The organism is Mesorhizobium sp. M1428 (genome assembly GCF_040317515.1).
Lineage (GTDB): Bacteria > Pseudomonadota > Alphaproteobacteria > Rhizobiales > Rhizobiaceae > Mesorhizobium.
In genome coordinates, this window is sequence record NZ_JAMYKT010000001.1 from 422,830 (window position 1) to 436,149 (window position 13,320).

The 13,320-nt window shown below is 64.6% G+C and carries 15 protein-coding genes and 1 riboswitch; of the genes, 12 read left to right on the forward strand and 3 right to left on the reverse strand.

What is annotated here, in order from left to right; all coding sequences use genetic code 11:
* Positions 1 to 105: 105 nt before the first annotated feature.
* Positions 106 to 302, forward strand: a riboswitch (cobalamin riboswitch).
* Between the two features lie 36 nt (positions 303 to 338).
* The 4 genes from NKG60_RS02095 to cobO are packed head-to-tail and all read left to right on the forward strand — an operon-like array spanning position 339 to position 2,437.
* Positions 339 to 518: a CbtB domain-containing protein gene (locus NKG60_RS02095; protein WP_292663404.1), complete on the forward strand. Its 180-nt coding sequence runs from the start codon at positions 339 to 341 to the stop codon at positions 516 to 518.
* Between the two features lie 15 nt (positions 519 to 533).
* Positions 534 to 1,304 carry a CbtA family protein gene (locus tag NKG60_RS02100; RefSeq protein WP_352865204.1) on the forward strand — a complete coding sequence of 257 codons (771 nt, stop codon included), beginning with the start codon at positions 534 to 536 and terminating at the stop codon, positions 1,302 to 1,304.
* A complete protein-coding gene (gene cobU, locus NKG60_RS02105) occupies positions 1,297 to 1,818 on the forward strand; it encodes a bifunctional adenosylcobinamide kinase/adenosylcobinamide-phosphate guanylyltransferase (protein WP_352973958.1) in 522 nt (173 codons plus the stop codon). Before NKG60_RS02100 ends, cobU begins: the two co-directional genes overlap by 8 nt.
* Position 1,819: 1 nt before the next feature.
* Positions 1,820 to 2,437, forward strand: a complete 618-nt coding sequence (gene cobO, locus NKG60_RS02110) for a cob(I)yrinic acid a,c-diamide adenosyltransferase (RefSeq protein ID WP_352865209.1) — start codon at positions 1,820 to 1,822, stop codon at positions 2,435 to 2,437.
* Between the two features lie 433 nt (positions 2,438 to 2,870).
* Here the strand turns inward: cobO and cbiB are convergent, their stop codons facing one another.
* Positions 2,871 to 3,842 carry an adenosylcobinamide-phosphate synthase CbiB gene (cbiB, locus tag NKG60_RS02115; protein ID WP_352668625.1) on the reverse strand — a complete coding sequence of 324 codons (972 nt, stop codon included), beginning with the start codon at positions 3,840 to 3,842 and terminating at the stop codon, positions 2,871 to 2,873.
* On the opposite strand from cbiB, the gene cobD reads away from it, so the two are divergent.
* On the forward strand, positions 3,841 to 4,899 hold the full coding sequence (gene cobD, locus NKG60_RS02120) for a threonine-phosphate decarboxylase CobD (RefSeq protein ID WP_352865212.1): 1,059 nt from the start codon (positions 3,841 to 3,843) through the stop codon (positions 4,897 to 4,899). The two genes, cbiB and cobD, sit on opposite strands and share 2 nt — an antisense overlap.
* Positions 4,896 to 5,405 (forward strand): tyrosine phosphatase family protein, encoded by a 510-nt coding sequence (locus NKG60_RS02125; protein ID WP_352865215.1) that lies wholly within the window; start codon positions 4,896 to 4,898, stop codon positions 5,403 to 5,405. Before cobD ends, NKG60_RS02125 begins: the two co-directional genes overlap by 4 nt.
* Here the strand turns inward: NKG60_RS02125 and NKG60_RS02130 are convergent, their stop codons facing one another.
* Both NKG60_RS02130 and NKG60_RS02135 read right to left on the reverse strand, forming a co-directional pair.
* The gene (locus NKG60_RS02130; RefSeq protein WP_352865217.1) at positions 5,406 to 6,209 is read right to left on the reverse strand and encodes a creatininase family protein; all 804 of its coding nucleotides are present in this window, start codon (positions 6,207 to 6,209) and stop codon (positions 5,406 to 5,408) included. It lies immediately after the preceding gene.
* Between the two features lie 99 nt (positions 6,210 to 6,308).
* A complete protein-coding gene (locus NKG60_RS02135; protein WP_352865220.1) occupies positions 6,309 to 6,692 on the reverse strand; it encodes a RidA family protein in 384 nt (127 codons plus the stop codon).
* A 276-nt stretch (positions 6,693 to 6,968) separates the two neighbouring features.
* Between NKG60_RS02135 and NKG60_RS02140 the strand changes: the two genes are divergently transcribed.
* From NKG60_RS02140 to NKG60_RS02165, 6 genes are all read left to right on the forward strand, one after another.
* Complete coding sequence (locus tag NKG60_RS02140; RefSeq protein WP_352973963.1) at positions 6,969 to 7,973, forward strand: ABC transporter substrate-binding protein; 1,005 nt, start codon at positions 6,969 to 6,971, stop codon at positions 7,971 to 7,973.
* A 3-nt stretch (positions 7,974 to 7,976) separates the two neighbouring features.
* Entirely contained in the window at positions 7,977 to 8,819 is an 843-nt protein-coding gene (locus NKG60_RS02145; RefSeq protein WP_352865225.1) for an ABC transporter ATP-binding protein, read from the forward strand.
* Complete coding sequence (locus NKG60_RS02150) at positions 8,806 to 9,657, forward strand: ABC transporter permease (RefSeq protein WP_352865228.1); 852 nt, start codon at positions 8,806 to 8,808, stop codon at positions 9,655 to 9,657. Before NKG60_RS02145 ends, NKG60_RS02150 begins: the two co-directional genes overlap by 14 nt.
* A 160-nt stretch (positions 9,658 to 9,817) precedes the next feature.
* On the forward strand, positions 9,818 to 11,119 hold the full coding sequence (locus NKG60_RS02155; protein WP_352974061.1) for a cytosine deaminase: 1,302 nt from the start codon (positions 9,818 to 9,820) through the stop codon (positions 11,117 to 11,119).
* Complete coding sequence (locus tag NKG60_RS02160; RefSeq protein WP_352668648.1) at positions 11,119 to 12,516, forward strand: FAD-binding oxidoreductase; 1,398 nt, start codon at positions 11,119 to 11,121, stop codon at positions 12,514 to 12,516. Before NKG60_RS02155 ends, NKG60_RS02160 begins: the two co-directional genes overlap by 1 nt.
* Before the next feature lie 222 nt (positions 12,517 to 12,738).
* Positions 12,739 to 13,320 carry an NAD(P)H-dependent oxidoreductase gene (locus tag NKG60_RS02165; RefSeq protein ID WP_352865231.1) on the forward strand — a complete coding sequence of 194 codons (582 nt, stop codon included), beginning with the start codon at positions 12,739 to 12,741 and terminating at the stop codon, positions 13,318 to 13,320.

The window sequence follows — 13,320 nt, forward strand, 5'->3', positions numbered from 1 at the left end:
TGCTTCGAAGTGAGGGCCGAAGTTGAACCAAAACCGATTACCTGGGCGGCGCATTCGCCACACGATCCGGCGGAATTTGGTTTGCCGGGCGCGGCGATTCTGCCTATAGTCGCTGATGTCGTCGGTTCCGTTTGGAACCAAGAGGGAATGCGGTGAGGGCAAGTTGTTTGCCCAATGCCGTGGCTGCCCCCGCAACTGTGTGCGGTAGTCCTCTCCATATGCCACTGAAGGTTCGCCTTCGGGAAGGTGGGGAAGGGCGCTGATCCGCGAGCCAGGAGACCTGCCGGCGACAGGAAACTGACTTCTATGCCCTCGGGTGGAGGGCGAAAGGACAAGACATGAATACCGCTTCCGTTTCGCTCGGCGCTTCCGCCTCCTCGCAGTCGCGTTTCATGCAGCTGGCGCTTGCTGCATTCCTCGGCATTTTCGTCATGGGCTTTGTCGGCTTCTCGCATATCGATGCGGTCCACAATGCCGCGCACGACTATCGCCATTCGATGGGCTTTCCCTGCCACTAACAAGGGGCTGACATCATGACACTGTTTCGCAACGTCGTGTTCATCGCGGCGATCGCAGGGCTTGTGGCCGGCGTCGTTCTCGCCTGCATGCAGGCCTATGCCACGGTGCCGCTCATCCTCAAAGCGGAAGTCTACGAACAGGCCGGCGGCGGCCATGACCATGCCGCGGCACCTGCGGCACCGGCTGCCACGGGCACGACGGCTATGAGCAGCGCTGCGCCGGCTGAAGCAATGGCTCCGGCGGAAGAGGAAAGCTGGGCACCGGCCGACGGTTTCGAGCGCTTCGGCTTCAGCGTCGTTGCCAATATCGTCACCGGCATCGGCTTTGCGCTGGTCCTGGTTGCGGTTTCGGAATTCGCCGGCGGCATCGGCAATTGGCGCCAGGGCCTGTTCTGGGGGCTGGCCGGCTTTGCCGTGTTCACGCTGGCGCCGGGCCTCGGCCTGCCGCCGGAATTGCCGGCGATGCCGACGGCCGACCTTGTCCAACGCCAGATCTGGTGGTGGGCAACAGTGGTGGCGACCGCGGCCGGTCTCGGCCTTATCGCCTTCCGCAGATCGCTGCCGCTGGCGGTCCTTGCCGTGGCGTTGATCGTCGCGCCGCATATCGTCGGCGCGCCGCAGCCCGACAGTTTCGAGACGGCGATCCCGGAAGGCCTGCATCATCAGTTCGTGGTGGCGGTGACGCTGACCAATCTGGTGTTCTGGCTGGTGCTCGGCGCGGTCGTCGGCGTGGTGCGCGGACGCTTCACCGGCACGGCGACCAGCCTGCGCGACAGCTTTGCCTGACCGCGCTGCCGGGGCACTGACCCTGGTCATCGGCGGGGCGCGCTCGGCCAAGCGCGCGCATGCCGAGAGGCTGGTAACGGCCCGTCCGCCGCCTTGGAGCTATATCGCCACGGCGCAAGCCTATGACGAAGAGATGCGCCAGCGCATCGCGTTGCACCGCTCGCGCCGCGGTGCCGGCTGGACGACCATCGAGGCGCCGCTCGACCTTGCCGGCGCGGTCGGAGCGCTGCCTGACGGCCAGCCGGCGCTGATCGATTGCCTGACGCTGTGGCTGACCAACCATATGCTGGCCGAACATGATGTCGAGGCCGAATGCCGGAGGCTGGCGGATGTGCTGTCGCGGCCGCGTGGGCCCTGGTTCGTGGTGTCCAACGAGGTCGGCCAGGGCATCGTGCCGGACAATGCGCTGGCAAGACGGTTTCGCGACGCCGCCGGCCGGCTGAACCAGGAGGTCGCGGCCGTCGCGGGCACAGTGCTTTTGATGGTGGCGGGGCTGCCGCTCAAGGTGAAATGACATGGCTGATGCTATCGATCCCAAGGACGAGGAACGCCACCGCGCCAAGATGGCCAAGCGCAAGGCGGTGCAGGACGCCGAGGTCGCGGCCAAGACGGTCGAGAAGGGGCTGCTGATCGTCAACACCGGACCGGGCAAGGGCAAGACCACGGCCGCCTTCGGTCTGGCGCTCAGAATGCTCGGCTATGGCAAGCGCGTCGGCGTCGTCCAGTTCATCAAGGGCAAATGGCACACCGGCGAGAAAGACGCGTTTGCTAGTTTTGGCGATCGTGTCGTCTGGCACGCGATGGGCGAGGGCTTTACCTGGGAGACGCAGGACCTGAAGCGCGACATCGCGGCGGCCGAGGCCGCCTGGGCGAAAGCGCTGGAGCTGATGGCCGAGCCGTCGATCAGCCTCGTGGTGCTCGACGAGCTGAACATCGCGCTGCGTTACGACTATCTCGACCTCGAAAAGGTGGTCGCGGCACTGAAGGCGCGTCGCGAAGGCCTGCATGTCGTCGTCACCGGCCGCAATGCCAAGCCGGCATTGGTCGAGGCGGCCGATCTGGTCACCGAGATGGGCGTGACCAAGCACCACTTTTCCGCCGGCGTGAAGGCGCAGCAGGGGATCGAGTTCTGAGGAGTGTTGGCGATCGGTAGGCGCCCTCCAGAATGCCGATGCGGTGCCGTCGACGAAGCTGCCAATCTCCCCCCTTGCGGGGGAGATGCCCGGCAGGGCAGAGGGGGTGCTGTCCCGCCGACTTGCCAGGCAATCAAGCTATTCGGAATAGGGCTAAATCGAAAAATTGGCGATCCGGCCCACCCCCCTCTGTCCTGCCGGACATCTCCCCCGCAAGGGGGGAGATCGGATGTCGCTTCGTCTTTCGCCAACTTCGAACGTTAAGCGTCTGCAATGGGGCAGCGCCGACCTGAAGCGATTATTTTGCGGCGTAGCCCTATTTTGTTCTTGCTTTGTGCCGGCAGCTATGCTACTAATTGCGGTATAGTGCCAATTGGCTCCAACGACCCGCCGCATGGCGGGTTTTCTGTTTGCGCTCGATCTCGAGCGCAGGTCACGCCAGTATGACAACCACTGCGACCACCCCGAACAGCCCGATCAGCAGTAAGTCGGCGACGCGGTAGAGTTTCAACGCCCGTCGGATGTCGGTGCTCTCGACGTCGTCGCGCCGGCCGCCTTCGCCCATCAATGCGTCTTCGACCATGACTCCGTCATAGGAACGGGGGCCGGCGAGCGCCAGGCCGAGCGCGCCGGCCATCGCTGCTTCCGGCCAGCCGGCATTGGGCGAGCGGTGCTTTTTCGCATCGCGCCGCACGGCGTGCCAGGCGGCTTTGGCGTCGGCGCCCTTGACCAGGAAAGCCGCTAGCACGATCAGCAGCGCCGTCAGCCGCGACGCCGGCAGGTTGATCCAGTCGTCGAAGCGCGCCGCCGCCCAGCCGAAGGCCTCGTGGCGCGGGGTGCGATGACCGATCATCGAATCGGCGGTGTTGGCGGCCTTGTAGGCGACGCCGCCGGCGAGCCCGCCGACACCGAGCCAGAAGGCCGGCGCGACGATGCCGTCGGAGAAATTCTCGGCCAGGCTTTCGATCGCGGCGCGGCAGACAGCGGCCCTGTCGAGCTTTTCCGGGTCGCGGCCGACGATCCGCGAGACGGCGATGCGGCCCATGTCCAGTCCGCCGCTGTCGAGTGCGTCGGCGACCGCTTCGACATGCTCGGCCAAGCTCTTCTGCGACAGTAGCGACGTCGCCAGGATTGCGGTGACCAACAAGCCGAGGGGAATGCTCCAAAGCACGATCTCGAGCCAGAGGGCGACGGCGGCCGGCACCAGCACGATCACCAGCAACGCGACGACGCCCCAGCGGCGACGGTCGGCGTCGGAATCAGTGGCGCGGTTGAGCCTGCGGTCGAGAAAGGATATCAGCCTGCCGAACCAGGTGACGGGATGGCCAATGGCATCGAAGAGCCGGGCCGGGTAGCCGAGTACAAGTTCGATGGCCAGCGACAGGAAAGCGATCAGGATCGACATGAAGTCTCTTGATGGAGTGACGGCAGTAGTGGACCACGGCGGAAGCCTTGGCCGGGCGAGGGCGCTTTTCCCTCACGCGCCGCTGCCTTTCGTCGACCTCTCGACCGGGATCAATCCGCACTCCTACCCGCTTTTCGATTTGCCCGCCACCGCCCTGTCGCGATTGCCGGAAGCCGCGCGTACCCGTGAATTGGCTGCGGTCGCGGCAAGCGCCTATGGCGCGCCGTCGGCAGTGAATGTCGCAGCTGCGCCCGGCACGCAGGTCCTGTTGCCGCGCGTCGCTTCGCTGGTCAGCCCGGGCAAGGCGCTGGTGCTCGGGCCGACTTATGCCGAGCATCGGCGGGCAGCGGCCATCGCCGGCCATGCGGCGGCTGAAGTCGATGATTTCGAAGCCTTGGCGGCGGCCGACCTTGCCGTCGTCGTCAATCCCAACAACCCGGACGGGCGCGTCGTCGAGCGCGAAAGATTGCTTCGACTTGCCGGGACATTACGCGCCAGAGGCGGGCTGCTGGTCGTCGACGAGGCATTCATGGATGTCGGCCCGCGCAGCGAAAGCCTGGCCGGCGAGGTCGACCGGGGCGGCATCGTCGTGCTGCGCTCGTTCGGCAAGTTCTTCGGCCTGGCCGGCCTGCGGCTTGGCTTTGCACTGGCCGACGCGCTGACGGTCGAGCGGCTGGAGGCGCAATTCGGGCCATGGGCGGTTGCCGGGCCGGCGCTCGAATATGGCATAAGGGCGCTTGCCGACAACGGCTGGCAGGCCGGGATGCGGCTCCGTCTGGTCGAGGACGCCGCACGGCTCGATACGTTGTTCGGCCGCTTCGGCGTGCCTGTCGCCGGTGGCACCACGCTGTTCCGCTATCTCAGGCTGGCGAACGCCGCCGGCCTGTTTTCGGCGCTTGGCCAGCGCGGCATCCTGCTTCGGCATTTCGCCGGCCGGCCGGATGTGCTGCGCGCCGGCCTGCCGGGAGCCGACGAAGAATGGCGGCGGCTCGAATCAGCGCTTGCCGGCTGGGCCTCGCGGCGCGACGATGATGCCAAGGGAGAAACGACCCAATGATCCACGTCTGTTCGCTGTCCAAAGTCGAGGAAACGGTAACGAAGACCGGGGCCGAGCGGCTGCTTTCGCTGCTCGCTGCCGGCACCGAGGTGGTGCGCCCGGCCTCGATCACCAGGGAAAACCATCTGCATCTGGTCATGCACGACATTGCGGTGGCGCAGGAGGGCATGACGATGCCGGGCGAGGAGCATGTCTTGAACCTGCTCGATTTCGCGCGCCAATGGGATCGCTCGCGGCCGCTGGTCGTGCATTGTTACGCCGGCATCAGCCGCTCGACCGCTTCGGCCTATATCATCGCGGCAGCGCTGGCGCCGAAGCGCGACGAAGCCGAATTGGCTGAGACTCTGCGCGCGCTGTCGCCCACCGCGACGCCCAATCCGCGGCTGATCGCAATTGCCGACGCACTGCTCGAGCGCAACGGCCGCATGAGCCGCGCCATTGAGGCGATCGGGCGCGGCACTGAGGCGTTTGAGGGCACGCCGTTTGCGTTGAAGATCGAGGGGTAACTACGCCAGCCAGTCCGCCAGCTTTGCCTTGCGCACGTCCCTCAGCAGGCTGATGAAACCGTCGGCCTGATGTTCGGCGGTGAGTCGGCCTTTTTCGGCGGTGGCAATGCTGGCGTCGCCGACCACACCATTCGGGTTGAGGTCGCTGGCGATCCAGGCGAAGGCGTGCGTTCCGGTGTGGCGCAGCAGCGAAAATTCCTTTTCGGCGCGGGCGACCTTGGACACGAAATTGTCGGCCTTCCCCATATCGACGAGGTCGGGCCGGAAGTGCCGCATCAGCGAGGTCTCGACGTCGCCGCCATGGATGCCGTGGCGGTCTTCGAGGTCGGTGTACATGCCGGCCGGCCGGCCAAAACGCTGCCAGCTGGTCTTTACCGCCAGCATCTTTGCCCGCACGCGCAATTCGCGGGTGACGATGCCCATGATCTCTTCATTGCCGCCATGGGAGTTGACGACAATCAGTTTTCGGACGCCGGCGCGCGCGACCGACAGGCCGAGTTCGGTCCACGCCTCGACCAGGGTCGTCGCCGGCAAAGTGAGGGTGCCGGGCGCATGCAGGTGCTCGTTCGACTTGCCCACCGCCTGGACCGGCAGGATGCGGATGTCGAGATCGCCGGGCAGGCGGGCGATCACCGTGTCGAGCATGCCGTTCATGATCGAAGTGTCGGTCGAGACCGGCAGATGCGGGCCGTGTTGCTCAATCGCCGCCACCGGGAGGATGGCGATCGTCGCCTCCGGATCGACGGTCGCGTATTCGGTTGTCCGGTAGTCGCCCCACCATACGCGTTTTTTTGTTCCGGCCATTTTGAACCTCGAGGAGACTGAATGCGCGCTTGATGAGGGGCAGCGCCAACCTTGTCGTGTAACTGGAGATCATCTGCCTGTCGATTCCGACCCTGTCGATCATCCCGCCGCGATGACCTCGATCTCGACCTTGAATTCCGGCCGCGCAAAACCGGACACGATCATCAGCGTCGAGGCGGGCGCAGGGCTGGCGAACAGCCGGTCGCGAACCTCCATATAGGGACGCAGGAAGGCGCGGTCGGTGACGTAGGCGTTGATGCGGACAATGTCGGACAGGCCGAGCCCGGCCTCGCCGAGGATCGCCGCTATGTTCTGGAAGCAGAGCTCGGCCTGGGCGCCGGCCTCGTCCGGGATCTGGTCGTCCGCTGTGATCGCGACCTGGCCCGAACACAGCACCAGCCGCTTGCCTGGCGGCAATTCGACGCCATGGCTGTAGCGGGCGAAGGGCGGCTTGATCGACTTCGGCGTGAGAAATTTGAACATGGCAATCTCCGTTCACAGCAGCGTAAAGCGGGATCGATGCGGGCATCAAGATGGCGGTGCATGTCACGAGGGCGATTATGGACAGGCGATCAAAAAATAGGCACGATGCCTTTCGTACAGCATGACCCGTCCGGCCTTCGCGCCGCCATTGCACAGGCGGGCATTGCACAAGCGGGCGGTCCCGGCGCAACGCGCCGGTGGCATGTGTCTTGCTTCTTGAAACAATGGTGTCGAGCCCGGCGCGTGACGCGGCGGAGCGAACAAAGGGTGGTGTGGATGTACGGAAAACTCAAGATTTCAGCCAGCGCGATCGTGCTGCTTGGCGCAGGCACGCTTGCCGCGGCAGCGAACGAAAAAGTCACCTTCGGCACCAACTGGCTGGCCGAGCCGGAACATGGCGGTTACTATCAGGCCGTGGTGGATGGTACCTATGCCGCCTGCGGCATCGACGTGACAATCATGCAGGGCGGCCCACAGGTCAGCGGCCGGCCGCTGCTGCTGGCCGGCAAGATCGATTTCTACATGGGCGGCAATCTGCTGTCGGCCTTCGATGCCGTGCAGCAAGGCATACCGATGCGCGTCGTGGCCGCCGACTTCCAGAAGGACCCGCAGGTCATCATGTCCCATCCCGGGCAGGGGCTGGACAAATGGGAAGACCTGAAGAACGCCGACCAGTACATCCTCGGCGACGAAGGTGCGCAGACCTTCTTCCAGTGGATGGTTACTGACCTCGGCTTCGATGCCGCCAAGCGCGTGCCCTACACCTTCAACCCGGCGCCGTTCATCGCCAACAAGAAGTCGATCCAGCAGGGTTACGTCACCTCGGAGCCATTCGCCGTCCAGAAGCAGGGCGGTTTCACGCCGAACCAGTTTCTGCTGGCCGACTATGGCTGGGACACATATGCGACGACGGTCGAGACCATGCAGGAGACGATCGACAAGCGTCCCGAGGTGGTCCAGTGCTTCGTCGATGGCTCGGCCAAGGGCTGGTACAATTATCTCTATGGTGACAACAAGGCCGCCAACGAGATGATCAAAAAGGAAAATCCGGACATGACGGATGAGCAGATCGCCTTCTCGATCGAGCAGCTGAAGAAGTTCGGCGTGGTCGATTCCGGCGACAGCGAAAAGCTCGGCATCGGCGCCATGAGCGACGCGCGCATCCAGAGTTTTTACGACAAGATGGTGAAGGCCAAGGTCGCGCCGGCGGGCGTCGACATCAAGAAGGCCTACACGCTGGCCTTCGTCAACAAGAGCGTCGGGCTCGACCTGAAGAAGTAGGCCGTGAAGCTGGAGAAAGTGGCGCAACAGCCAGGAAGCGTATCGGGGCAGACGCTGTTGGCGCTGCGTGGCGTCGGCAAGGTGTTTTCCAACGGCGTCACCGCGCTCAGCAATGTCGAGCTGACGATCCGGGAAGGCGATTTCCTCAGCCTGCTCGGGCCGTCGGGCTGCGGCAAATCGACGGCGCTGCGGCTGATCGCCGGCCTGTCGACGCCGACCTCGGGTGTGCTCGACTGGCGCGGCAGCGGCGGCCTCGATCGTTCGACTATCGGCGACCGTTCGAATATCGGCTTCGTCTTCCAGGAGCCGACGCTGCTGCCCTGGGCCGATGTCTTCGACAATGTCTGGCTGCCGCTGCGGCTGAAGGGCGTGTCGCGGGCCAAGGCGACGCCGGCGGTGATGGAGATGCTGGCGCGGGTTCACCTGACCGGCTTCGAGAATGCGGTGCCGCGCGAACTGTCGGGCGGCATGAAGATGCGCGTCTCGATCGCCCGCGCCATGGTAACCAAGCCGCGCATTCTGTTGATGGACGAGCCGTTCGCGGCACTCGACGAGATCACCCGCTTCAAGCTCAACAACGACCTGCTGGAGCTATGGCAGGATGAGCGCTTTACCGTCGTTTTCGTCACCCACAGCGTCTTCGAAAGCGTATTCCTCTCCAACCGCGTCGTCGTCATGGCGGCGCGGCCGGGCCGGGTGTTTGCCGAGCTTGCCGTCGATGCGCCCTATCCGCGCGACGAGGCGTTTCGCACCTCGCCCGACTATGCCGCGCTCTGCCGCCAGGCGTCCGACGTGCTGATCGGCGCCATCAACTCAACTGCCGGACCGCATCATGACGGCCATTGAAGAACCAGTCTTGGCACTCGACCCGGAGGAGGCGCGCCGCGTCCGCCAGGAGCGCTTCGAGCGCATCGGCAGATGGCTGCTGCCGCTGGCGATCATGGTCCTGGCGATCTGGCTGTGGGACCGCATCTGTGTCTGGAACGACATCCCGAAATACATCCTGCCGCGTCCCGGCGTGGTGCTGCAGACGCTGCATGACGATGCCGGGCTGCTGTTCTCCTCACTGCTGGTGACGCTTCGGATCACTTTCCTCAGCTTGGCTCTTGCCGTGGTCGGCGGTGTCGGGCTGGCGGTGCTGTTCGCGCAGTCGAAATGGGTGGAGATGTCGTTCTTTCCGTTCGCCATCGTGCTCCAGGTGACGCCGATCGTCGCGATCTTTCCGCTGATCAACATCTATGTCGACAACCAGACGACAAAGCTTTTGCTTTGCGCCTGGATCGTCGCCTTCTTCCCGATCCTCTCCAACACCACGCTCGGCCTCAATTCCGTCGACCGCAATCTGCGCGACATGTTCAAGCTCAACGGCGCCACCCGCTGGCAGCAATTGCGCTACCTGCGGCTGCCGGCGGCGATGCCTTATTTCCTCGGCGGGCTGAAGATCGCCGGCGGCCTGTCGCTGATCGGCGCGGTGGTGGCCGAGTTCGTCGCCGGCGCCACCGGCCAGTCGTCCGGCCTCGCCTCGCGCATCATCGAGGCCGGCTACCGGCTCAATGCACCAAGGTTGTTCGCGGCGCTGATCCTGATCTCGCTCACCGGCATCCTGATCTTCCTGGTGCTGTCGCTGATATCGCATCTCATTTTGCGGCGCTGGCACGAGAGCGCGCTGAGGCAGGAGCGGTGATGGAGTTGTTCTCGCAGGCAGGCGCTGCCCCTCACCCTTACCCTCTCCCCGTGGAGAACGGGGAGAGGGGGGCGCCAGCGTTGCGGGCAATCCCTTCTCCCCGTCACTATACGAGGAGAAGGTGGCGGCAGGCGGATGAGGGGCAGCGATGACCTCAACGATGATCCCTCAATCCGGTCAATTCGTACTCACCAACGTCCGGCTTCACGCGTCACTGACACCAGGGCTCGCCGCTCCGTTCGAGGCCGACGGATTTGCGCTTGCCGATATCGCCGTCGCAGACGGCAGAATCTCCAATATTGTCGGACATAGCCGATCCAAGGCACCGGCAGACGCCACCGACCTCGGCGGCCGCATCGTGCTGCCCTGCTTCGTCGACTGCCACACCCATATCGACAAGGGCCATATCTGGCCTCGAAAGCCCAACCCGGACGGCACCTTCATGAGCGCGCTGAACGCAACGGGCGCCGACCGCGCGGCGCGCTGGAGCGCCGACGACGTTGCGCGTCGCATGGATTTTTCGCTGCGCTCGGCCTATGCGCATGGCACCAAGGCGCTGCGCACGCATCTCGACAGCGTTGCGCCGCAGGAACAGATCTCCTGGCCGGTGTTCGAGACGATGCGGGAGAAATGGCGCGGCCGCATCGAGCTGCAGGCGGCCTGTCTGCTCGGCATCGAGGGCGTGCGCGACAGGAAATGGTTCGAGAGGCTGGCCAAACGGGTGGCCGCTGCCAAGGGCGTGCTCGGCGTCGTCACCTACATGGTGCCGGATCTCGAAGAACTGCTCGACCAGGTGTTTGAGCAGGCGATCAAGCATGGCCTCGACCTCGATTTCCATGCCGACGAGACCGACGATGTCTCGGCGATCTCGCTGAAGAAGATTGCCGAAGCCGCCCTCTGGAACGGTTTTGACGGGAACATCCTTGTCGGTCATTGCTGTTCGCTGGCGCGCCAGCCCGACCTCGACGTGCTCGACACGCTGGACAAGGTCGCCAAAGCCGGCCTGGCGGTGGTGTCGCTGCCGATGTGCAATCTCTATCTGCAGGACCGGCGCGGCGACAAGACAACGCCGCGCTGGCGCGGGGTGACGCTGCTGCACGAGATGAAGGCGCGCGGCATTGCCGTCGCCGTCGCCTCCGACAATACGCGCGACCCGTTCTACGCCTATGGCGATCTCGACATGCTGGAGGTCTATCGCATGGCGACGCGCATCCTGCATTTAGACCATCCCGTTGCCGACTGGCCGCAAGCTGTCACCGCGACGCCGGCCAAGGTGATGCGGCTCGACGGTTTCGGCACGCTTGCCGCCGGAGCGCCGGCCGATTTCGTCGTCTTCAAGGGGCGAAGCTGGACGGAATTGCTGTCGCGGCCCGAATCGGATCGCATTGTCGTGCGCGACGGGCATGCGATCGAGCGCCAGCTGCCCGATTATGCCGAACTCGATGATCTGATGGTGGAATGATGGATATTGCGGCGCTCAAGCGCGACCTGGACGGCCTCAAGGTCGACGACCATCCGGCGATCGTCCAGCAGAAGAGCCGCGACTTCTACTGGTATAGCCCGGTGCTGAAGCAGCAGCTCGAGCATGTCACCGGCGACCTGATCGTGACGCCGAAAACCGAAGACGAGGTCGTCCGCGTTCTCGCCGCCTGCCACCGGCATGGCGTGCCGGTAACGCCGCGCGGCAGCGGCACCGGCAATTACGGGCAGGCGATGCCGCTATCCGGCGGCGTCGTGCTCAATCTCGCCGAGATGAACGCGGTCAAGGCGATCGCGCCGGGCCGTGTCGTCACCGGCCCCGGCGCCGTACTCGCCGACATCGACAGAGCGACGCGGGCGCATTCCGGCCAGGAGCTCCGTATGTCGCCGTCCACCTACAACACCGCATCGATCGGCGGCTTCGTCGCCGGCGGCTCCGGTGGTATCGGCTCGATCCGCTGGGGCGGACTGCGCGACCTCGGTAATGTCATCCGGCTGAGGACCGTGACGATGGAGGCACAGCCGCGAGTGATGGAACTCACCGGCGAGGATGTGCTGAAGGTCATGCACGCCTACGGCACCAACGGCATCATTACCGAAGTCGAGATGCCGCTGACCGCCAGCTATGACTGGATCGACGTCATCGTCGGCTTCGACGATTTCATGGATGCGGCCGGCTTCGGCAACGATCTCGCCATCCAGGACGGCATACTGGCGAAGCTGATCACGCCGATCGCAGCACCTATCCCCTACGATTACTTCAAGCGCCACCAGCGGTTTTTCCGGCGCGGCCAAAGCATCGTCGTCCTGATGATCGCGCCGCATGCGATGGATGCCTTCCTTGCCTTCACGGCGCGCAGCAAGGGCGAGATCGTCTTTCGTGCCGACGAGGAGGCCGATCTCAAAGGGCTGCCGCCGGCCTATGAGCTGACCTGGAACCACACCACGCTGCGTGCCATCCGGGTCGATCCGACGATCACCTACCTGCAGACCCGCTATCCGTCGCCGGACCACCTCGGTCACGTCAAGGCGATGGTCGAACGCTTCGGCGACGAGGTGCCGGCGCATCTCGAATTCATCCGCTTCGACGGCGCCATCGGCATCGCCGGGCTGCCGCTGGTCCGCTTCACCACGGCGGAGCGGCTCGACGAGATCATCCGCATCCACGAGGACAATGGCTGCTGGATCTTCAACCCGCATCGCTACACGCTGGAAGAAGGCGGCATGAAGCGGACGGATGAAGTGCAACTGGCTTTCAAACGCGAGACCGACCCGCAAGGGCTGCTCAATCCGGGCAAGATGATCGCCTGGGAAAACCCGGACTATGATTATCGCTCGGGCAAGTCGTTCCTGTTCAAGGGGCTGGAGAAGACGGGTTGAGACGATGACGGGCGTATGGCGCTATGCCCCCCTCTGGCCTGCCCTCTTTGCCACCACTTGGCATCTCCCCCTCAAGGGGGGAGATTGGCAGTTCCATCGTCTCGACCATCTTCCAACATCGTCAACTGGCGAAAGCGATCCTGATAGCCGATCTCCCCCCTTGAGGGGGAGATGCCCGGCAGGGCAGAGGGGGGTGCCTCGCGCCGGCCTGCGAGGACTTGGGTGAACATCCTCGTCCTCTATGCACATCCGGTCGAGACCAGCTTCAATGCCGGCCTGCACCGGACCATCATCGAGCGGCTGAAGGCGGCCGGCCATGTCGTCGACGATTGCGATCTCTATGCCGAGGGTTTCGATCCCAGGCTGACGCGGGCCGAACGGCTCTCCTATCACGACGTGCGCAGTGCCGGCGATCCGGCGTCGGCTTATGTCGAGCGCTTGCTGCGGGCCGAGGCGCTGGTGCTGTCGTTTCCGGTGTGGAACTTCGGCTATCCGGCCATTCTGAAAGGCTTTTTCGATCGCGTCTTCCTGCCCGGCGTGTCATTCAAGCTGGTCGACGGCAAGGTGCAGCCGTCGCTGCACAACATCCGCAAGGTGGTCGCGGTCACCACCTATGGCGGCAGCCGGTTCCGCGCCATGCTGATGGGTGACCCGCCGCGCAAGCTGGTCAAGCGGGTGCTGCGTGCGACCATCAAGCCCGGCGGGTCGGTTTCCTACCTCGCGCAATACTCGATGAACCTGTCGACCGACGAGAAACGGGCGAGGTTCGTGGCGAAGGTCGCGGCCAGGATGGACGCGTTCTGA